The 20760-nt window shown below is 57.6% G+C and carries 20 protein-coding genes; 9 read left to right on the top strand and 11 right to left on the bottom strand.

Annotated features, from left to right (window positions below; translation table 11 throughout):
- Nucleotides 1-14: 14 nt before the first annotated feature.
- A complete protein-coding gene (locus BLU01_RS23420; RefSeq protein ID WP_092279944.1) occupies nucleotides 15-968 on the bottom strand; it encodes a sugar ABC transporter substrate-binding protein in 954 nt (317 codons plus the stop codon).
- Between the two features lie 196 nt (nucleotides 969-1164).
- Nucleotides 1165-1626 carry a hypothetical protein gene (locus tag BLU01_RS23415; protein WP_092279942.1) on the bottom strand — a complete coding sequence of 154 codons (462 nt, stop codon included), beginning with the start codon at nucleotides 1624-1626 and terminating at the stop codon, nucleotides 1165-1167.
- Between the two features lie 342 nt (nucleotides 1627-1968).
- Here BLU01_RS23415 and BLU01_RS23410 point away from each other — a divergent pair, with 342 nt between their 5' ends.
- The 3 genes from BLU01_RS23410 to BLU01_RS23400 all read left to right on the top strand — a co-directional run bounded on the left by BLU01_RS23410 (nucleotide 1969) and on the right by BLU01_RS23400 (nucleotide 4196).
- On the top strand, nucleotides 1969-3057 hold the full coding sequence (locus tag BLU01_RS23410; protein WP_092279940.1) for an asparaginase: 1089 nt from the start codon (nucleotides 1969-1971) through the stop codon (nucleotides 3055-3057).
- A gap of 154 nt (nucleotides 3058-3211) precedes the next feature.
- On the top strand, nucleotides 3212-3502 hold the full coding sequence (locus BLU01_RS23405; protein WP_092279938.1) for a DUF1654 domain-containing protein: 291 nt from the start codon (nucleotides 3212-3214) through the stop codon (nucleotides 3500-3502).
- Between the two features lie 4 nt (nucleotides 3503-3506).
- Nucleotides 3507-4196: an endonuclease gene (locus tag BLU01_RS23400; RefSeq protein WP_092279936.1), complete on the top strand. Its 690-nt coding sequence runs from the start codon at nucleotides 3507-3509 to the stop codon at nucleotides 4194-4196.
- Between the two features lie 57 nt (nucleotides 4197-4253).
- On the opposite strand, the gene BLU01_RS23395 is transcribed toward BLU01_RS23400, so the two are convergent.
- Both BLU01_RS23395 and BLU01_RS23390 read right to left on the bottom strand, forming a co-directional pair.
- Nucleotides 4254-5156, bottom strand: a complete 903-nt coding sequence (locus tag BLU01_RS23395) for a siderophore-interacting protein (protein ID WP_092279934.1) — start codon at nucleotides 5154-5156, stop codon at nucleotides 4254-4256.
- A gap of 103 nt (nucleotides 5157-5259) precedes the next feature.
- Nucleotides 5260-5625 carry a penicillin-binding protein activator LpoB gene (locus BLU01_RS23390; protein WP_092279932.1) on the bottom strand — a complete coding sequence of 122 codons (366 nt, stop codon included), beginning with the start codon at nucleotides 5623-5625 and terminating at the stop codon, nucleotides 5260-5262.
- Nucleotides 5626-5873: 248 nt separating this feature from the next.
- On the opposite strand from BLU01_RS23390, the gene csrA reads away from it, so the two are divergent.
- Nucleotides 5874-6068, top strand: coding sequence for a carbon storage regulator CsrA (csrA, locus tag BLU01_RS23385; RefSeq protein WP_007938114.1), 195 nt, complete (start codon nucleotides 5874-5876; stop codon nucleotides 6066-6068).
- Nucleotides 6069-6250: 182 nt separating this feature from the next.
- Here the strand turns inward: csrA and BLU01_RS23380 are convergent, their stop codons facing one another.
- Nucleotides 6251-6709 carry a DUF2214 family protein gene (locus tag BLU01_RS23380; RefSeq protein ID WP_092279930.1) on the bottom strand — a complete coding sequence of 153 codons (459 nt, stop codon included), beginning with the start codon at nucleotides 6707-6709 and terminating at the stop codon, nucleotides 6251-6253.
- A 155-nt stretch (nucleotides 6710-6864) separates the two neighbouring features.
- Here BLU01_RS23380 and BLU01_RS23375 point away from each other — a divergent pair, with 155 nt between their 5' ends.
- The 5 genes from BLU01_RS23375 to BLU01_RS23355 all read left to right on the top strand — a co-directional run bounded on the left by BLU01_RS23375 (nucleotide 6865) and on the right by BLU01_RS23355 (nucleotide 10766).
- Nucleotides 6865-7575 carry an alpha/beta fold hydrolase gene (locus tag BLU01_RS23375; RefSeq protein ID WP_092279928.1) on the top strand — a complete coding sequence of 237 codons (711 nt, stop codon included), beginning with the start codon at nucleotides 6865-6867 and terminating at the stop codon, nucleotides 7573-7575.
- Nucleotides 7576-7622: 47 nt separating this feature from the next.
- Nucleotides 7623-8216 (top strand): alpha/beta hydrolase, encoded by a 594-nt coding sequence (locus BLU01_RS23370; RefSeq protein WP_331716158.1) that lies wholly within the window; start codon nucleotides 7623-7625, stop codon nucleotides 8214-8216.
- 121 nt (nucleotides 8217-8337) lie between these two features.
- Complete coding sequence (locus BLU01_RS23365; RefSeq protein ID WP_092279926.1) at nucleotides 8338-8595, top strand: DUF2790 domain-containing protein; 258 nt, start codon at nucleotides 8338-8340, stop codon at nucleotides 8593-8595.
- A 99-nt stretch (nucleotides 8596-8694) separates the two neighbouring features.
- On the top strand, nucleotides 8695-9366 hold the full coding sequence (locus tag BLU01_RS23360) for a heavy metal response regulator transcription factor (protein WP_092279924.1): 672 nt from the start codon (nucleotides 8695-8697) through the stop codon (nucleotides 9364-9366).
- Nucleotides 9363-10766, top strand: a complete 1404-nt coding sequence (locus tag BLU01_RS23355; protein WP_092279922.1) for a heavy metal sensor histidine kinase — start codon at nucleotides 9363-9365, stop codon at nucleotides 10764-10766. Before BLU01_RS23360 ends, BLU01_RS23355 begins: the two co-directional genes overlap by 4 nt.
- A gap of 51 nt (nucleotides 10767-10817) precedes the next feature.
- Here BLU01_RS23355 and BLU01_RS23350 read toward each other — a convergent pair whose 3' ends face one another.
- The 6 genes from BLU01_RS23350 to BLU01_RS23325 all read right to left on the bottom strand — a co-directional run bounded on the left by BLU01_RS23350 (nucleotide 10818) and on the right by BLU01_RS23325 (nucleotide 20690).
- On the bottom strand, nucleotides 10818-11186 hold the full coding sequence (locus BLU01_RS23350) for a DUF6124 family protein (protein ID WP_092279920.1): 369 nt from the start codon (nucleotides 11184-11186) through the stop codon (nucleotides 10818-10820).
- Nucleotides 11187-12224: 1038 nt separating this feature from the next.
- Nucleotides 12225-12617, bottom strand: coding sequence for a hypothetical protein (locus BLU01_RS23345; RefSeq protein WP_092279918.1), 393 nt, complete (start codon nucleotides 12615-12617; stop codon nucleotides 12225-12227).
- A gap of 85 nt (nucleotides 12618-12702) precedes the next feature.
- Nucleotides 12703-13350 carry a response regulator gene (locus BLU01_RS23340; protein WP_092279916.1) on the bottom strand — a complete coding sequence of 216 codons (648 nt, stop codon included), beginning with the start codon at nucleotides 13348-13350 and terminating at the stop codon, nucleotides 12703-12705.
- Nucleotides 13351-13352: 2 nt separating this feature from the next.
- Nucleotides 13353-16598 carry a hybrid sensor histidine kinase/response regulator gene (locus BLU01_RS23335; protein ID WP_092279914.1) on the bottom strand — a complete coding sequence of 1082 codons (3246 nt, stop codon included), beginning with the start codon at nucleotides 16596-16598 and terminating at the stop codon, nucleotides 13353-13355.
- 91 nt (nucleotides 16599-16689) lie between these two features.
- Nucleotides 16690-17886: an EAL domain-containing response regulator gene (locus BLU01_RS23330; RefSeq protein WP_092279912.1), complete on the bottom strand. Its 1197-nt coding sequence runs from the start codon at nucleotides 17884-17886 to the stop codon at nucleotides 16690-16692.
- Nucleotides 17883-20690 (bottom strand): ATP-binding protein, encoded by a 2808-nt coding sequence (locus BLU01_RS23325; protein WP_092279910.1) that lies wholly within the window; start codon nucleotides 20688-20690, stop codon nucleotides 17883-17885. The genes BLU01_RS23330 and BLU01_RS23325 overlap by 4 nt, the downstream gene beginning before the upstream one ends.
- Nucleotides 20691-20760 lie beyond the last annotated feature (70 nt).

Raw genomic sequence — 20760 nt, 5'->3', positions numbered from 1 at the left:
TGTCGCCAGAAGGATTACTTGGTAACCAGCTCCACGGGAGTTTCGATCACGCCGTTGGTGCCGCTGTCGACTTTTTCGCCTTTGATGATTTTCAGCGCAGTCTCGATACCGAACACGGCTTGCTTGGCTGCAAACTGGTCAGCGGTAGCCAGGACGCGGCCGTCCTTGAGCATCGGCTTGATGGCATTGATGTTGTCGTAACCGACGACTTGCACCTTGCCAGCCTTGCCTGCTGCGCGAACGGCGGAAACGGCGCCGACGGCCATGCTGTCGTTACCGGCCAGCAACGCTTTGACGTCCGGGTATTCGCTGAGGATCGACGCGGCAACCTTGTTGCCTTTGTCGATTTCCCAATCACCGGATTGCAAGGAAACAACCTTGATCTGCGCCGCTTCCATCGCATCCTTGAAACCGGCGGTGCGCTGCTGGGCGTTGGTGGTAGTGGACACGCCTTCGATGATGCCGACTTCGTCACCGGCCTTCAGTTGCTTGGCCAGGTATTCACCGACCAGACGCGCGCCTTTGCGGTTGTCCGGGCCAACAAACGGTACGGTGATGTTCTTGCTTTTGACGACAGTCGGGTCGAGTTGGTTGTCGATGTTGATCACGGTAATGCCGGCATCGACCGCTTTCTTGATCACCGGGACCATGGCTTTGGAATCGGCCGGTGCAATCACCAGCGCGTTGACCTTGGCCAGAATCATTTGCTCGACGATGCGCGTTTGGCCCGCGGTGTCGGTTTCGTCCTTGATGCCGTTGGAGATCAGGTCGAAATCGGCGGAATGGTCTTTCTGATAAGCCTTGGCGCCGTCTTCCATGGTCAGGAAGAATTCGTTGGCCAGGGATTTCATGACCAGCGCGACTTTAGGTTTTTCAGTGTCGGCGAACGCCGAAGAGAGGGGTAAAGCGGCAGAGGCGGCAGCCAGCATAGCGACAGCGAGAAGACGTCCAGCGAATGGCAGCTTCATGGGTTCACTCCGATCTTATGATTATTTGTGAGCAACGCTTGCGCTAGCGTAGGCTACTTCACGTGCGGCAATGGATCGATCCACTGCAGGCGCCGCGCAAACGTTTGCGTAGATCGAACTATGCGAACCCTGCAGAGATTTGTCAACGGCCAGAAACGGCCATTATGTAACCCGGTAGCAAAACCGGGTTTGTCACTTACGCCGTGGTGTCGACCACTGAACCGGTGCTCGCGCCCTTGGCCATTTCCTTGACCAGCGCGCCCCACACTTCGAGCATCGCGCTGTTGGTTTCGGCAATCTGACCTTGAATCGCCATGACCGCCGTAGCTTTGGCTTCCGGTGTCGTAGACGGCGCTGCCTGGGCGGCAGCCAATTGTTGCTGCTGTTCGCGCAACTGCTGCTGCAACTCTTGCAGACGCTTGAGCAGAATCTTCACCGCCGCGCTTTGATTGCTTTTGGCCTCGGTCGCAGCTTCGGCGCCGGCACTTTTATCCAGGCCCAAAGCGCCGGTCTTGACCTGTTTGCCATCGTCTTCCTTGGTGCCCAGCGCAGCGGCCGCGGCTTCGGTCGTGGCGTCATTCAACGCGCGGATCGTCGCGGCTGATTTGCCACCAATGGTGACGCCTGCGGCGTTGGGAAAACCTACTGATAACGACATGCGAGCTCCACAGAAAAATATCCTTTGAAGGGTCATCGACCTGCGCGCGAGTTTCTTTAGCACAGGTTTGCAATCCGGCAAGTGGACTAATTCGACATAATCCGTAGGGCTTTTCGGTGGGCCGAACACAAACGCTCCACATGTTCGGAAACCCGGACAACGGCGCGTTTAACCAATCCTGCTCTCTACATAAATATTGATATAAATCATCAGGTTAAAAGTTTTTCTCGTTCAAAGTCAGGCTGGTACAGATCCTGCTCCATTTCGCATACCCAGGCGTTCAGATCTGCCGGGCGTATCTAGATGAACTGCATCAGCACCGTCACTACTAGAGAGAAAATAATGAAATCTGCTTTCAACACTTTTATTCCGGGCGCTTTGGCCCTCCTGCTGCTCCTGCCGACCGCCGTTCAGGCGAAAGAAGCTCAAACTCAACAGAAACTGGCAAATGTCGTGGTCCTGGCCACCGGCGGCACCATCGCCGGTGCTGGTGCCAGCGCGGCGAACAGTGCGACCTACCAGGCGGCCAAGGTCGGTATCGAACAATTGATCGCCGGCGTGCCTGAGCTCAGCCAATTGGCCAACGTGCGTGGCGAACAAGTCATGCAGATCGCCTCTGAAAGCATCACCAACGACAACCTGCTGCAACTCGGCCGCCGCGTTGCGGAACTGGCGGACAGCGAAGACGTCGATGGCATCGTCATCACTCACGGCACCGACACCCTGGAAGAAACCGCTTACTTCCTGAACCTGGTGGAAAAAACCGACAAGCCGATCGTCGTGGTTGGCTCCATGCGCCCGGGCACTGCGATGTCCGCCGACGGCATGCTCAACCTGTACAACGCCGTGGCCGTGGCCAGCAGCAAAGAATCGCGCGGCAAAGGCGTACTGGTGACGATGAACGACGAAATCCAGTCCGGTCGTGACGTGAGCAAAATGATCAACATCAAAACCGAGGCGTTTAAAAGTGCCTGGGGCCCGCTGGGCATGGTCGTTGAAGGCAAATCCTACTGGTTCCGCTTGCCAGCCAAGCGTCACACGATGGATTCGGAATTCGACATCAAAACCATCAAGAGCCTGCCTGACGTAGAAATCGCCTATTCCTACGGTAACGTCAGCGACACTGCCTACAAAGCATTGGCGCAATCGGGTGCCAAAGCGATCATCCACGCCGGTACCGGCAACGGCTCGGTGTCTTCACGTGTAGTTCCGACCCTGCAAGCCCTGCGCAAGGACGGCGTGCAAATCATTCGTTCGTCCCACGTCAATGCCGGCGGTTTCGTTCTGCGTAACGCTGAACAGCCTGACGACAAAAACGACTGGGTCGTCGCACATGACCTGAACCCGCAGAAGGCCCGCATTCTGGCCATGGTCGCGCTGACCAAGACCAACGACAGCAAAGAACTGCAACGGATGTTCTGGGAATACTGATCGACCCTCGCCCGACCGATTCCGGTCGGGCACTGCTTACGCCGTTTGCCTACTCTGGCAAGCGGCGCCCCCTACAAATAAATTCGAACCGTCCTACACCAAACGGGTAAAACGGCTGTCAGAGGATTTTCTTGAATTTTAAGCAGTTGCGAAAATGCTTACAGTTAAATACTGTATGCACGTACAGCTTAATAAGGATAATTCCGTGGCCACCCCTTCTGCCTCTCCTGACTCCTTTGAACGCATGGGTTTGCGCGTTCAGAAAATCATCAATTCCCCCACCGCGCAAAAATCCAAAGCCGCGCTGATCTTCCGTTTGCCGGACGAACCGGTGGACGAATGGGAACGCCTGCTCGAAGAAATCGACGAGAACGATAACGTCACCCTCGCTTACCGCGACGATGGCGGCGTGCAGATTTTCTGGGTTGTGCCGAAGGAAGATTGAGTCAATGAGTGTCCGTTGTTTTGCGTTTTTGTTTATGTTCATCGCCCTGGGCGCCCAGGCGGCTGCGCCACGTACTTTCAGCGAAGCGAAGAAAGTCGCCTGGAAGCTCTACGCCCCACAGTCCACCGAGTTTTATTGCGGCTGCAAATACACCGGCAACAAGGTCGACCTGGCGGCATGTGGCTACGTGCCGCGCAAAAGCGCCAAGCGTGCCGCGCGTATCGAGTGGGAACACATTGTTCCGGCGTGGCAGATCGGCCATCAGCGCCAATGCTGGCAGTCGGGCGGGCGCAAGAACTGCACGCGCTACGATCCGGTTTACAAGAAAGCCGAGGCTGACTTGCACAACCTGGTGCCGAGCATTGGCGAGGTAAATGGTGATCGGAGCAATTTCAGTTTTGGCTGGCTGCCGGTGCAAACAGGGCAATACGGTTCGTGCCTGACCCAAGTCGACTTCAAAGCGAAGAAGGTCATGCCCCGCCCTTCGATTCGCGGGATGATCGCCCGGACTTATTTCTACATGAGCAAGCAGTACGGTTTGCGCCTGTCGAAACAGGATCGCCAATTGTATGAGGCCTGGAACAAGACCTATCCAGTGCAAACCTGGGAACGCCAGCGCAATCAGAGCGTGGCGTGTGTGATGGGGCGCGGCAACGAGTTTGTCGGCCCAGTGGACATGAAAGCCTGCGGCTGAGCGAATGCTAAACGCAGAAAGGCCTCGGGCGTTTAAAACCCGAGGCCTTTTTTTGTATCAGCTGCCGACCTTGTTGTAGCGCCAATAACCCATCAGGTTCAGCGACTCGCGGGGAATGCCGCGCTCCTGGATCAGGTATTTGCGCAAGCTCATGACGGCCACTGTCTCGCCGGCGATCCAGCCGTAGAAGCCGTCATTGGCCGATTCGGAGGTTTCCCAGAGGATCTCCTCATCAACATTGACCTCCTCCAGCTCCAGCACTTCGCAAGATTTTGACGCCGACGTCGGCAGGTCGGCCCGCTGGATGGCTTCGACCATCAATAATCCTGCATCAGCGTGATCGCGAATCAACCATTCAACCGAAAGCCCGGGCCATTCAGGCACTGGCAATGCGTCTTCGCAACTGTCGATTTCAAAAAATGCCTGGGTGACCGGTGGCTGGGCCATGGTCGCCAGTTCATCGAGAATCCCCAGTGCGGCGGGTAACGCCGTGCCATCAGCAACCAGTAGCAATTGCTTGAGCGCCTGTGGCGGCTTCCATTCGAAACCGCCAGCATCCTGCGCCGAGAAGCGTCGATCCGGCGCGCGAATCTGGATTGATTCGCCCGGCATCGCATTAATAGCCCATCGAGAGGCTGGACCGGTTTCGCCGTGCAACACAAAGTCGATATCCACTTCGCCCTGCTCGGCGCGCAGATGCCGAATTGTGTAAGTGCGCATTGCCGGACGTTCGGCGACTGGCATTGAGCGATATCGCGCGAGCCAATCGTCACTGTGGGCTAGCCTGGCAGGCGAGCCGTCCGCCGCCGGGAAAAACAGTTTCACCCGCTGATCTGGCGCCCATGTGGCCATTTCGCTGACCATCGGCCCGGCCAGAGTGACCCGCATCATGTGCGGGCTCAGGGTTTGTTTACGCTGCAACACGGCGTCGAACATTTTGTAAGGATTGGCGTTGGCCATCGGGGGGCTCCTTGCGGGAATCGACAGTGACTACGTATGAATACGAGCCGCCGTGGACGCCCTTTAAGCTTCCCTGCTGAACGGTGCCTGAACCATTACGCGATTACTGAGCGGCCGGACGCTCGATGATCAGCGTTTCAATGTTCTGCTTTTTCGCTTTGACCAGCGCCGCGCTCACTTGCGCCTGCCGCGCCTCGGCCTCTGCCTTGGAGCTGAATGGCCCAAGCAGGATCCGGTCCTTGCCGTTTTCCCGGACGACATTGGAAACAAAACTGTGCTCGATCAACCAGCCGCTCAAGTCGCTGACTGCCTGGGTCGTTTCACCGCGGACTTCAATTTCCCATTGCGGACCCGCTGCAACGGCAGGGGCGGAAACGTTCGCGGACGACGACTTTTGAGCACCTGCATCCCTGCCCTCGCCACATCCCGCCAACGCCAATACTGCGATTACCAAGGCCATTTTGCGCACAACGTTTCCCTCTGAAGGCTGAAAGCGCGGATTTTAACATTCATGAATACTTCCCGAGTGCCGCAAAATGGGCTTAAAACAACGAGAATCATGGTTGCCGCCTCTGTATAGTTACGCCTTGGGAATTAATGCAGCATCTGCGCGTCAGAAAGAGGCACCCAAACCGTGAGACTTCGCACTAATCTATAACTACACCGACCTCTGCACTGTCTGAATCAGGTGCCCTACAAGCAATCAAGGAGAAGACCATGCTGATACTCACCCGCAAAGTCGGTGAAAGCATAAACATCGGTGATGACATCACTATCACCATCCTGGGCGTTAGCGGCCAACAAGTGCGCATCGGCATTAATGCTCCGAAAGACGTTGCCGTACACCGCGAAGAAATCTATCAGCGCATTCAGGCTGGCCTGACCGCTCCAGACAAGCCACAAACCCCCTGAATCCTGCTGCAGTCAGTAGCCAGCCCGTTCGCCTCAGCGCAATGGCTGGCTAAAGATTCAAATACCCCGCTTCGCTCTTCCTGCTTCATGGCTTATCCCCCTCGTGACCTGGAGCCGATACTAACGGCTTCGGCGACGTCTTGGCTGTCAGACCATTCGCTTTAATCCCGAGGAATCGTCCGTCACGACCCGAAGGTCAAGCCGCGCGCCATGCCGGTGGCCGCAATCACCATCAGCATCATCAGCAACGCTTCCATATGACTGATCCGCGCGAACAGCTTTGCCCGCCCCAGATCAATCGAAGCGCCCCGCCCCAATGCGATCCGCCACTTGATCAACGTGATCATCGGCATCAGCTCCAGCAGCAGAATAATCACGAACAGGGTCATTTTCAGATGGAACAGCGGCTGCTGCAGATAATAGTCGGTGCCCTTCTCGAACCCGCCAAAAGCGCGCATCAGCCCCGTGATCAGCAGAACAATCGCCGAAATCCCCCAGACGTTATCCGCCACCAGCACATTGCGCACCTGCGCCGTACCTGCGGCCAAACGGCTGAACGCGGAGCCCCGCACGAGGACGCCCCACAGCCCCAGGGCAAACGCCAGCAAATGGATCGCCGCAAGAAACCAGTGAGACAACATAGGGATCTCCTGACAGGAAAATGGGAAATGGCCTGTCAGTAGTAGTTCAAAATTCGACGACTTGCTGCCTGCGTCCTACAGAAAAAGAGGCCAAATCCACGGAGCATGATGCGGCCCAAATAGGCCAGAATGGGGACTCGCCAAGGATGGAAGACATGGACCGATCAAACCTGCCAACGCTTGTACTGCTACCGGGAATGGATGGAACGGGTGCGTTGTTCGAACCTTTCATTTCTACCCTCAAGGACGTTTGCGACATTGTTGTCGTTTCTTACCCGTGCGATATCCCGCTGAGCTACATCGAACTGCAAGCAATTGCCAAGCAGTCGCTGCCCACGGACCGCCCGTTCGTTTTACTGGGTGAATCGTTTTCTGGACCGATTGCAATCGCGCTGACGGCGTTATGTTTGCCGCAGCAGGTTGGAATGGTGCTGTGCTGCACCTTCGCCAGCAACCCGCGACCGCTGTTCAAACATTTCGGTTTTTTACTTAAATTCCTGCCGATGAACGCCTTGCCCACCGGATGGCTATTACCCGTGCTGCTCGGTCGATTTTCTACAGCCCATTTGCGTGCCACTCTGCGCCAAGCCATCAATCAGGTCAGACCTGAGGTGATGCGCTCAAGATTGCGCTCGGTGCTCGATGTCGACACGTCTGCGCAGCTTGGCCAAATCGAGATCCCAAGCATCTACCTGCGTGCCACCGACGACCATGTGGTACCGGAGGCAGCCTCCGAGCGAATCTCCCAGCTGAACCCAAAAACGCAAATCATCGACATCAAAGCCCCGCACTGCCTGCTTCAAGCAGCCCCGGAAGAGGCGGCAAGCCAAGTCATCAAATTTTTACGGGCCATCGCCCCGCCGTAACGGATTACAGCTTTGTCATGGAGATGTCAGCGTAGTTCGCGCCCTCGATTCATAGAGTGGAATCGTCAGTTACCCAAGCCTGGGCAACTCGCCTCGTCGCCGCCACCCAACGCCTACTCAATCAACAGGACGGCCCGACGGTGCTGGTCGGTCATTCCTACGCTGGCACCGTGGTCAGCGAAGCCGGGGTCGATCCGAAGGTCAGCTCGTTGGTCTACGTCGCAGCGCGCGCACCGGATGCCGGCGAAGATTTCGTCGCACTGTCCGCCACGTATCCAACCATGCCGGTGCGCGCCGGCACGGAAGAGCACGACGGTTACGTCACGCTGAAGCAGGACGCGTTCCTCAAATATTTCGCCGGTGACGTGCCGCGCGACAAAGCCATGGCGCTGTTCGCCGTGCAGCAACCGATTGCCAAAACCCTGTTCGGCGAACGCACCACTGCCGCAGCCTGGCACAGCAAACCGTCGTGGTACGCAGTGTCGAGCCTCGACCAGACGATCAATCCGGACCTAGAGCGCTTCATCGCCAAACGCATGGGCGCAACCACTATCGAGTTGCCGTCGAGTCATTTGTCACTGGTTTCCCATTCGAAGGAAATCGCCGACCTGATCCTCGAAGCCTCCGGGCGCCAGCCGTAATGCCGGGCTCGATTGCATTACAACTTTGTCATTCAACTGTTGGTCGGTTGTCCGCATCGCCTCGGTAACCTGAGTTCAGTGTCGCGCAGTTGCCCGCAGAAATCTTAAAGAGAGACACATCATGAAAATGTTAATTCTCGGTTTCGCCGCCCTCCTCGCCACCGGTTCGGCGTTTGCCGACACCCAACCACAGCGCTCGGTGATTCATGACAAACCCGGTTTCTTCGTTCACCTGGATGTCGACAAAGTGCTGTCCAGCACCGATATCTCACAAGCGTGCGGGATTATTCCTGCGCGGCTCGACTACCTGGACCACAAAGGCCTGGAGCACGTGCTCGATTACCAAGTCGAAGGCACCGGTTGCATCAATGACAATTGAGTGGGCGGCCAACGATGTGCGGCCCGCGTCACGCGCAGATGATCGGGCTACACTGGCTCACGCGCGCCACGGCGCAATGACTTTTTACGGAAATAGATCATGAACATCCTTGTCGTTGAAGACGAGCCGAAGGCAGGCAATTACCTGCTCAACGGCCTGCAGGAACTCGGTTACTCGGTGAGCCTGGCGCGTAATGGCGTCGACGGCCTGCACCTGGCACTGGAAACCTCGTTCGACGTCATCGTGCTCGACGTGATGATGCCGAAAATGGACGGCTGGGAAGTGTTGCGGCGCTTGCGCAAAGAGGCCGACACGCCAGTGTTGTTTCTCAGCGCTCGCGATGACATTGCCGACCGCATCAAAGGCCTCGAACTGGGCGCCGACGACTACCTGATCAAACCGTTTTCCTTCGCCGAACTGGTGGCGCGCCTGCGCACGTTGACCCGTCGCGGCCCGTCCCGCGAAGAGGAACAACTGCAAGTCGCTGACCTGCAGATTGACGTGCTCAAGCGCCGCATCACCCGTGCCGGTGCGCGCATCACCCTGACCAATAAAGAATTCGCCTTGCTGCATTTGTTTGCCACGCATCAGGGCCAAGTGCTGTCGCGCTCTCTGATTGCCTCGCGGGTGTGGGACATGAATTTCGACAGCGACACTAATGTCGTCGATGTCGCGGTGCGGCGTTTGCGCATGAAAGTCGATGACCCGTTTCAACTGAAACTGATCCACAGCGTGCGCGGTATCGGCTACCGCTTTGATACGCAGCCATGACCCGCAGAGCGCATTCCCTGACGCTGCGCCTGGCGCTGTTGTTTGCCCTGCTCGCCTTCGCCTCGTTGGCGACATTGGGCGTGGCGTTGTACCGCGAACTCGAGCGTGAGCTGGTGCGCCGCGATGATGCGGCGCTGATCACTCGCGTCGATCAGATGCGCACGCTGCTCAATGACAGCAATACGCTGGACCTGATCAAGACCAAACCGGCGCTGTTCCAGAACATGCTCGGCAACCGCGAGTCGGTGCTGACCATTGGCGAGCCGGGGCAAAAGCCGCTGCTGGTGGTCAACCCCGGCAACCTGCTGATACCGACGTTGTCGCCGGTGGCGATGGACCGTCCGCTGGCACTGAGCGATGTGCAGCATTTCCCCAGCGTCGATGGCGTGCCGTTTGCGGCAGCGTCGGCGATCATCGATTCCGGCGACGTCGGCAGCCTGCAAGTACTGACCGGGCGGCTGATGACCGAGCGCACCAGCGTGCTCGCCAACTACCGGTTGCGCGTGTACATCCTGGCCAGCATCGCCGCGTTGCTGCTCGCGCTCTGCGGTTACTGGCTGCTTTATCACGGACTGCGCCCGCTGCGACGGCTCGCGGTGCACGCGCAAGGCATCGGCGTCGGCAACCTCGGCGAACGCCTTGGCAGCGAAGGCGCGCCGCTGGAAATCGTGCCGATGATCGACGCGTTTAACGGCGTGCTCGACCGCCTCGCCACCGGCTTCGTGCAACTCGGCCAAGTCTCCACCGACATGGCCCACGAACTGCGCACGCCGATCAACAATTTGCTCGGCGAAACCCAAGTCGCCCTCCAGCAAAACCGCAGCGTCGAAGCCTACCAACAACTGCTCGCCTCCAACGTCGAAGAACTCGAACGCCTGGCGCGCATGCTCGACAACATGCTGTTCCTCGCCCGCACCGACCCCGCCAGCGCCTTGCGCCAACGCCAGGAACTGGACGCGGCCGACGAAATGGAACGCATGGCGGATTATTTTGAAGGCTTGGCGGCGGACGTCGGCATCAGCATCAACGCGCATGGCAGCGGCGTGATCTGCGCCGAGCCGATGTTGCTGCGCCGGGCATTGGCCAACCTGTGTTCGAACGCCATCAAGTACGGCGCGCCAGATTCGGAATTGGTCGTCAGCGCGACGCCCTCCTCCGACGGCATCTTTCTGCGCGTGAGCAACCGAGGCGCGACCATTGCGCCGGAGCATCTGCCGAAATTGTTTGACCGGTTTTATCGCGTCGATGAGTCGCGGGAGCGATCGGCGCAAGCGAACGGATTGGGCTTGTCGATTGTGGCGACGATCATGCAGTTGCACAGCGGAAGGTATGGCGTGACCAGCGCGGACGGATTGACGTGTTTTGAGTTGTTTTTTCCGGCGCGGGTGTTGGAGGGATAGTTGATTGATCGAAATAACGAGGGGGCAATCCCCTCGTTAATCGCCTGGCGACTAGCCGGGCTTGTGGTTATCCAGTACGCGATTGACCGCTAACTCGCCCATCGTGATCACCCGTTGCAGCACCAGCAGCGTTTGGCGTCGTGGATTCTCCGTCAGGCCGACAAGGTCGTTGACGATGATGCTCGCGGACGCAAATGCATCGCACGCATCGACGAGTAAGGTCTCGTCATCTGCCGACGGGTCGATGGCGAAGATGCTGCTGGGTTTGCGGGGCGCTATCTGCGCTTTCGTCGCCCCGGGGTTCAGGTAGATTTTGAGCGCGCGGTCGGCGGCTGCTTTGATCTTTTCGGGGTCGAGATCGAAAGAGGCGTCGTAGGGTACTGGATCGGTGTGCGGCGGATTCGGGGTTACTTTGAACATAGGGACTTTCTCCGGTTGAGCTGCAACCGACTCGCTACTAAACGAGAGGGTGGCGGCTGTGCACAGGTTAGTAGACCGGCAAAGTCACCTAAAACCCCGGCGCGCCCGAGGGCGCCCTGTACACAACCACCATCAAGCACTGGCAAACCTGACCGAAGGAGACTTGTACAACCGAAGATGACTGCCGAGCTACTAAACCCGATCACTGATGTGCAGTGATGGGACAAAGTTACCGGCGGGGCCTTCAGCGAACAAGCCGGCGGATTCTGTCTTACCCGTAGGCAAAGGCACAAGGTTTTGTAGGCATTGGGACGTAACAGATGGTGTCGTTAAACATTACGCTGGCAATGGTTAAACGCACAGAAAAGCTTCTTTCGGTTTTGCTAGCTGATCGCGGCAAACGTGGCGTTGATCTCGCGTCATCCGATCCACTCATTTAGCCCTTTTGCACGCACCGAATGAGTCGGGGTCAACGGGATGGTACGTTGAGTTGCGAAATTGCACTCCACTTGACCACCTGATTGCATCGGTACTGACCACCCGTTTGCATTGCACTTGATCAGGCGCTTGCATTCGATCAGACCACCGATTGCATCGGATTTGACCAGCACGCTTAGAACATGATCGGTAGAGAGCTGCCCATTGCTGCCGCTGGCGACACGCAGTCATCGGCCAAGAGCAGACATTGAATCGATGAGGGCATACACGTACAACGTGTACAGTACTTGGCAACATTCACATCTGGCGTAACGATGAAATTGGATTGGTTCTCATCGAAAAGTGGCTTACCTGCCGAACTTGGCTAGGAGCCTCCCGCTGCCGTCGCATAGCAACGGCGGACTCTGTATTGAGGTCAGTGCCGAGGCAGAGTTACGTCGCCATGTATTCCTCGGCGCTGGACCAGCGCTGCAAGCTTGTGCCTCGCAAATACGGTCACCACTCATCTTTTTGAAGGCGGTAGTGGGCCTTGATGTCATGCGTGCGGCTCTTTCAAATCGGAGAATAGTCCACGCTACGATATCAACCCGCGCATACTCTCTATAGTATTTCTAGATACCGTTTCAAATCTGATGCGCTCACAGGTTGCTTGGAAATCCCTAATAACGGAATGCAATGTGTTTTGGCCCAAGTAAATAAACGTGGCTGGTCACCAAAAGCCAAATCACCAATTAGCATAAAGTTCTTTATCAGGCAACGGCGATTCAAACGTCGGATATATTGCTTATCGGTACTGTCTATCCGAAAGCCATCTACAATGAAACAATCGATTTTTTTGGTTTTATCAACGGTACTCAAAACCTCTTTCATATTAGAACAGAGGATCACGTGGAAATACCCTACTTCATTTAACAACCCACTGTAATTAAGCAGAACACCGACATGGCGGCACAGCACCATGATGTTTTTCTGCTTCACGCACTTGCCGCTCATTTAGACGATCCCTGTGGATAAATGAGGGCATGATCAACGTGGCGCTTACCGCGGGCCATCAGGCAGTTCTTAAAGTTGCCGAGCGTTATTGAAACTTCCCGGCGCTCACGCAGTAAGTCACCAGCGCCTGATCGGTTGTGACCGCCAGCTTGCGCATCGCTGAGACCTTTTGCGCACTCACTGTCTTGCTGCTGCGATTAACCATGCTTGCAATGTCCGTCACGCTGTGGCCGGCCACGAAGAGGCGCAATATTTCCATTTCACGCAGGGATAAGCTGGCAAAGCGTTCGTCGACCTGTTGTTGATTGTGGATAACCGAGATGGCTTCCTGCACGGGGCTCTGGTAGTTACGCCGCGAGGCGAGTGCGTTCAGGGCGTTTTCAATTTCTTCGTGCAAGTGGTTTTTTTGAATAACCCCCATCACCCCCAATTCATGCAGGCGTGACACGATCAAGTTGTTGGACATCATGGTCAGCACCAGGATCTGCGTGTCGACAAACCTTCGCGTGAGGTACTCAATCAGTTTGAGGCCGTCACCAAACGTCGAGTCACCGGGCATGTGAAAGTCGGTAATGACCACGTCCGGTTTTTCGCTCTGAAGCCTGTCGATCAATTGGCTGGAACTGGTCGCTTCGCCAACCACTATAAAACGTCCGTCGCGCTGGATAACTTCACGCACACCGAGCAGCACGATGGGATGATCGTCCGCAATCACTACCTTGATTTTTTTCATATCTACCTGTCCGATGGTTGGCCTTGAGAGCTTGGATTGAGCGCCATGGCGTCCATTACCGCCTCCAGGCGCTGTAGCAGATTGCGCACCTGAGCCACCAGGCTCGGGTCCAGTGCCCCCTTGTACAGCGCCTCTTCCAGCGCGTTGCATGCAGCGCTCAAGCGCGAGGCACGAATCGATGCAAGGGAGCCATTCATGCGGTGCAAATGCCGCACCACGTGTTCCTTGTCGCCTGCGTCGAGACCTTGTCTTGTCAAGCGGACGTCGTCCTGCATGGTGGTGATGAACAGCCGGTGCATAGTCGCGGACAACGTGATCCACCCGTCCAGGTCGCCTTGCTGCAGGGTGGACGCCTCCTGCTGTTCATCCACGCGCTCGCCGCAATAGCGCAGCAGGGTTTTGCGCAACGCGTCCATGCTCAAGGGTTTAACCACCCAGGTGTCCATTCCCGCTGCCAGGCACTGCTCCCCCTCCTCTCGCAGAGCGTTTGCAGTGACGCCAATGATCGGCGTTTGCCTGTCACGCTCGCGTAAGGCGCGGGCCAGGCCATAACCGTCTAGCCGGGGCATATTGATGTCGGTGATAACCAAATCAAAGGCACCAGGCGACCACCGTTGCAGCGCTTCCTCACCATCTCCAGCGGCGACGACCCACGCGCCCAGCGCCTCGAGTTGCTCCTGCAAAATGGCGCGATTGATCGGGTTGTCTTCTGCCACCAGCACCCTCAACACCAGGCGCTGGTCACCGACGCGCTCGGATGACCCGAGCGGTTTAACGCCGCCTGGGCGCGCCTGCGAAAGAGTTCGGGCAATGCCGCGAATGTCGTAGGCGTTGACCGTCCAGGCTTGCTTAAACGCTTCGCCCTGAGATGCTCCGAGTTCGGTCGCCGTGATGTGCCGGCCATTCCAAACGCTCTGCTGGCCAGGCCCATTCCCCATATCCAGCAGCAACTCATGTTGATCACCCTGGTAGCCCGACGGCAGCGCTACCGCACGTGCGCCCCAGCGGTTGAGCCAGTCAGTCAGCGATTGCTCAAGCTCCTTGAACGGTGCCCGCACGTATACCGCCAACCCTTGGAGTTCAATGGCCGAACAGTCAGGTAATGGGCCTGGGACGATAGGCAGGCGTTGGTGAAGGGAGAAACTGCTGCCAAGCCCCGGCTCGCTGACCACCCGCAATTGTGCGTCCATCAGTTCGCTCAAGCGGGAGCAGATCGACAAGCCAAGCCCAGCACCGCCGGCCTGCTGGCTGCCGCCCAACTGCGAGAAAGGTTTGAACAACTGCCCCAGTTGCTTTTCACTGATGCCGGCGCCCGTGTCGGAAACCTGCCATTGCAACGTTGCGTGGTTCAGTGCCAGGTCCGTCACCTTGAGGCGCACGATGACCCTGCCAGAATCAGTGAATTTGATCGCATTACTGAGCAAGTTATTCAGGATTTGCCGAATGCGGCCAGGGTCACCGCTCATAAGGGCAGGCAAGTTCGCATCCACACAGGCGAACACCTGCAACCCTTTGTTGAGGGCTGCGGCAGCATAGCTGTTTACCGCATCTTCGAAGACATCCAGAGGGCTGAAAGTCACGGTCTCGAGCGCCATCTGCCCGGATTCGATTTTCGACACGTCCAGCACATCGCTGATCAACTGAAACAACACTGCCGACGAGCGCTCGATGGTCTGCAGATAGTCCTGTTGGCGGGCGTCAAGATGGGTCAATCCCAGCAGCTCGAGGTTGCCCAATACGCCGTAAAGGGGCGTGCGGATTTCATGGCTCATGGTCGCCAGGAACAGCGTCTTGGCGGCGCTAGCCTCGTCGGCGGAACGTTTGGCCTGCTCCATCAGCAGGGCATCATCAACATGGCGGGTGATGTCATTGAACCCGCAGAGCACCACATCCTCACCCTGATAGCGACTGAACCTGAACGAGACCAGCAAATGCCGCCCGGCCACCTCGATCTGCATCTCGCGCGGGTCTTCCTCTCGATAGTCGCGGTTGAGAAAACCGATCAGCTCAGCGGTGCCCTGCCACTCCTGGGCGCGCTGGTTTTCCAGCAGCACCTTGCTGTTGTTACGTTGCACCACGCAAAGGCCCACCGGGGCGCTTTGCAGTATGGCGCGGTTGAACTCTTCACTTTCGGTCAGTAATCGTGTCGCTCGCAACGCCGGCTCGACGATGCCGGCGCGGTACCAGCGGTTGACCCGCCAGCCTAAAAACACCGCGAGCAGAAACACTGCGCCCGTGCCCAGCAATGACCATTTGGCGAAGCGAAAGAAGTTTTCATAGCTGATGGTGTACAAGCCAACCCATTTATCTTTGCCGGTCGAAACCACCTTGAAGCGCAGGCCCTCGGCGCCCAGGCTCATGCCAACCGGCAATGACGCTGAACCCTTGGCATCGCCGAGCAACACATCGCCTGCCGGAGAGATCAACGTGACGCGATGGTCAATCGGGCGTGTCAGCAAGCGGTCCAGGTCGTCGATTTGCCCAGCGTCCAGCAACGCTGCAACCGTCAGCAAACCATCATCCCGACGCTCAGGCATGACCGATGGGTTTATGTCCAAACCGATAAACGCCACAATCGTTTCGGTACCCTGCAACAGCCCCTTGGGGGCGCGCATCCAGCTCACGCGCCGGTTATTGAGTTGCTCGTGCTGGGCGAGCAGCCCTTGGTACAAGTACCCCGTCACTTCAAAGAAGTTGCTCTTGAGCAATAACGATTGCCTGCGCGTGCCATCGACGCCGGGAATCGCGATGTTGAATTGGTCGGTCGGCGAAAACAGGAATATCTGTGGCGCCGAATAGAACGAGCTGGCCCAAAATGCGCTGTAGTAATCGGTCAGTTGCACGCCCAGCGAATAGCCGCCCTGCAACTGCTCCGGGTCATAGCGCTTGCGCTCGCTCAGGGTGAAAGGCTGGGAAAGGAAAAGCCCGTGATTCTGGAATACCCGCTCCTGGCCTTTCTGCAAAATCTCGACGCGGGACACGGGGCGAATGTCGGTCAGGGTGTTCTGGTTGCTGCGGTCATACGCACTGGCGACACTGCGCAAAAACGTGTCGTACTCATGAATGCTTTCGATCAAGCCCGAAAAATGGAAGTCGACCTTGATCCGCTCTTCGTCCAATACCCTTTCAACCGCCCAGTAACACATGCTGACCAGCAGCACCGTCAGGCCGGCGAGCACCAGCAACAGCTTGTTGATTCGTTGAGAGCTCAAAGCGAAGACGCCGAACTTCAGGCTTGCATTTTTCATCGCCGACGCCCCGGATCTTGGAATGAAACGGCGAGGAGCTTCTCCGCCACTGTTGCCATTCCATGGCGCGTTACAGGTAGACAACTTGACTTCAATTTAGTGCTGGCTTCAGGCCATCTTCGCGCAACAACTCATAAAACCGTTCAGGCGGTACGGCGGCGCAAATTAGGAAACCCTGCGCCTGATCACAGTGGATCTTGCGCAAGAACTCTAGCTCGTCCTGGGTTTCCACGCCTTCGGCCGTCACCGTCAGGCCCAACTTGCGGCTCAGTTCGACAATGCTCTGTAACGCGGTGGCGAGGCCTTCGTTGTCGACGCAACCGTGGACCAGTGAGCGGTCAATTTTCAGTTCGCTGAAGGGCGTAGAAACCAGGTTGAAATAGGAACTGAAACCTTTGCCGAAGTCGTCCTGCGCCAGTCCGAAGCCTTTCATGCGCAAGCGGCAGGCGCCTGCGTAGTAATCGCTGGCCGACTCGGTGGTGGACGTCTCCATCAGCTCGAAACCGATCGAGGCGGGTTCGGCGCCCAGGGCCAAAACACGATCGTGCAAACGATCGGCGAGGTCGTGGCTGTCGAGCAAGTGGGTCGGCAAGTTGATCGAAACGGGCACTTCACAGCCACGACGACGCCAGAACGACTGCGCCTCGATCGTCTGCTCCAGCATCAGCCACAATAATTTATCTTCGAGTCCGAAACGTTGAAGCGCTGGCAGAAAATCCCTGGGCAGCAACGTTCCCTGCTGCGGGTGTCGCCAACGCACCAACGCCTCGGCGCTGCACACTCGGCCGTCACGCAACGATTTTTTCGGTTGAAACCAGGCCTGTATTTCACCGCTTTCCATGGCTTCCAGCAGGCATTGGCGAGCGGGCTGCACAGGATGGCGACGGGAGGCATCCAAGTCACTGCGGCGCTTATCGAGACAATCGCGCAAGCGCATGATGTCGCACGCAGCCACCGGCTTTGAAATAAGCCCCAGCACTTCCAGCCCCAGATTTTTTGCCACAAGCCCGGCACTGACCAACATGCGTCGCGAGGCCACACTCATCAGCGCCAGCGCAGGTGCGTTGCCGAGCCTGGCAATGCTTTGGATCAGTTGCACGCCGTCCATCACGGGCATGAATAAGTCAGTCACGACCAGATCGTAAGTGTGAGTGTTCAGGCGTTGCAGCGCCGTGGCGCCATCCCATACGGCCTCGACGTTGAACCCACCCAGGGTACTGAACAGGTTGCGCAAAAATTCATGCTGAAAGGGGTGATCTTCAACAATCAGCACCCGATAGGGTTTCAATTGCCACTCCTTTGGTAAGGTTCCAGGCAGGTGTAAAGCGTGCGTAAGGCAAACGGTTTTACCAGGCAGCGGTTCATACCCGCTTCCAGGCAACGCTCACCCTCCTCGCTCATGGCGTTTGCGGTAGCGCCGATGATAGGCAAGTGGCAGTCGAGGCTGCGCAATTTGGCGGTCAGTTCGTAGCCGTTCATGCGCGGCATATTGATGTCGGTGAGGATCAGGTCGAACGTCGAATGGCGCCACATCTCCAGGGCCGTGAGCCCATCGCCGGCCAATTCGACCGTGCAGCCGAGTTCTTCGAGCTGATCGCGCAGAATCAACTGATTGATGACGTTATCTTCGGCCACCAGCACGTGGATACCCAGGTTGAATACCGGGTAGCTTTGCGCTGATGCCGTCGCGCCGCGCATGAGTTGGCCTTGAGCGGCCCCAACCGCCATGCGCAGGGCCTTCAAGTTGTTGAAGCTCACTATGCCTGTCGGGTTGTTGAGGGCCTCATCATGCAGATCACTGGCCGCCAGTACGCGCGGGCCTTCCCAGTGCGCGGCCAACGTTTCGCCAAGTCGGCCAGGGTGCAACTCAAGGATCACCGCACCCTGCGTATTGTCATAGGCCTTGGGCAAACCGACTTGGGCGCGCGCGCCCCATCGGCACAACCAGCCACAGATGCTGACGGCCAACTCGCGTACCGGCGAGACCACGCAGACCATTTCCGGCAACAGTTCATCAGCGCCCAGTGATGGCTCCAACGCCGATAGCTGCTCAAGGGGCAGGTGCAGGGTAAAGCTGCTGCCCAGGCCCGGTTCACTCACCACACGCATACTGCCGTTCATCAGGTGCATCAAGCGCTTGCAGATCGACAGGCCCAGGCCGGTTCCCGCTATTACGTGGGTGTTCCCGTCAGCCTGGTAGAACGGTTCGAAGAGGTGTTGCTGGTCTTCGTGGGAGATACCTTTGCCGGTATCGGACACCTGCCAGTGCAACATCACACGCTCACCGTCGCGGCTGTCCAGCCGGACGCGCAGGATGATCCGGCCGCTGTCGGTAAATTTCAGCGCATTGTTGAGCAAGTTACTGAGGATCTGCCGAATGCGGCTGACGTCACCGCTCAACCAGTCCGGCAACTGCGGATCGACGCAGGCAAACAATTGCAGGCCTTTGCGGTGAGCCGCGGCGGCATAGCCGTGAATCACTTCCTCGATCAATTCCAACGGTGAGAACCGGTTGCACTCCAGTTGCAACTGCCCCGCCTCGATACGCGACACATCCAGCACATCGCTGATCAGTTGCAGCAGATTGGCAGAAGACCCTTCGATGGCCTGCAGATAGCCTTTTTGCTGATCACTCAACTCAGTGCGTGCCAACAACTCCAGGGTGCCCAGGACGCCGTACAGCGGCGTGCGAATTTCATGGCTCATGGTTGCCAGGAACAAGGTCTTGGCTTCGTTGGCGGCGTCGGCCATACGCCGCGCGCGATCCAGGGCCACTTCCACCTGCATCCGCGCGCTGATGTCGCTGAATGCGCAGATCAATACATCTTCGCGCTTGTATCGAGTACGCGCGAAGCTCAGATAAAGGTGACGACCATCCGCCAGTTGCAACTCATCGACAGTGTTGTGTTCGGCATCATCAAAGCCGCGACGGATCCAGTCAGCACTGCGTTGCTGGCGCTCCTGACTGTCGCCGATCCACTGCGTATACAGCGGGTTATCAAGTACCACCTCGCCGTCCTGGCGGCGCAGCACACACAGCGCCACCGGCGCAATGCGGATCACCGCCCGGCTGAACGCCTCGCTTTCCACCAGCGCCTCAATGCGATTGCCGGCGGGTACGATCAGGCGCTGGTCGATGCGCCGCATCAGCCAGATCATCAGCCAGGTGGTGAGTACGCACAGCAATACGCTGATCAGCACGGGGCTTATCAACGCAGGCAGTAGTGAGTGCATGTCGAGGGCGTAGACGATCTGCCAGTTCGAAAACCCCAGTTGTTTACGAATCGCCAGATGATCCGGCAGCCAAGTGCCGCCGACAAAGCCGAACGACTGAGGCGCCAGCATTTGAGCTAGTTCCAGGCGTAACGACTGCCCTTGCGCGCTATCAAAAATCAGTTGGCCGCTGGCGTCGAGCAAGATGAACTGGCCGGCGTTTTCGTTTCCCAGGGCGTTCAGCAGGTCTGGCGACTCGACTTCCAACCCCATCCAACCTGAATGAGGGCTACGGTCATCAAGACAGGTAAATATATACAGGGGGGAATCATCGCGCTCGGGATCCGTGAGCCAAAGCTCGTCGGCGGCGCTGTCATATTCAGCGTTGAGCCGCGCCAGCAAATGCGGGGCAATCAGCTGGACTGGTTCGCGGGCGGGGATCAGGCGCATCACCTCGGCTCGGGTGCCGCTCGCGGCGTACAACAGGTTCACGTTGTTGAGCCGCAGGTAGTCGATCATGCGGTGGGTCAGCCACAGGCTCCAGGCTTGTTTGTCCGTCCCAAGGCCGACGTGCACCTCTTCCCCCTCCACCGCATTCGCACTGGCTACCGGCGCAGTGATGCTGCGCACCGCCGCCAGCCGCAGCGTCTTGAGCAGTGTCTGGCGACTGACGAAAAAACTCTGCGCATCGGATATCGCCGCGTTCATGTAACTGCGGCGCTGGGATATCTCCTGGCTCAAGGTGGCGTTCACATAGCTGTAGACGCCCGCGTAAAACCCCAACACCAGAGCGCTCACCAACAGGCGCAGCAACTTCCTCGCCGCAGTGGGAGTTGAGAACGACGTGTCGAACGGAGGTAGGGATTGGCGTAGTTTCATCAGCGAACGTTAATCCAACGGCCATTGAGCCGGAATAAGACGATCCTCAAAGTACCCGCGCTTTCGGCAC

This window comes from Pseudomonas prosekii (genome assembly GCF_900105155.1).
Classification (GTDB): Bacteria; Pseudomonadota; Gammaproteobacteria; order Pseudomonadales; family Pseudomonadaceae; genus Aquipseudomonas; species Aquipseudomonas prosekii.
The sequence above is the reverse complement of the archived record's forward strand: the minus strand, read 5'-3'. Positions and strand labels throughout refer to the sequence as shown.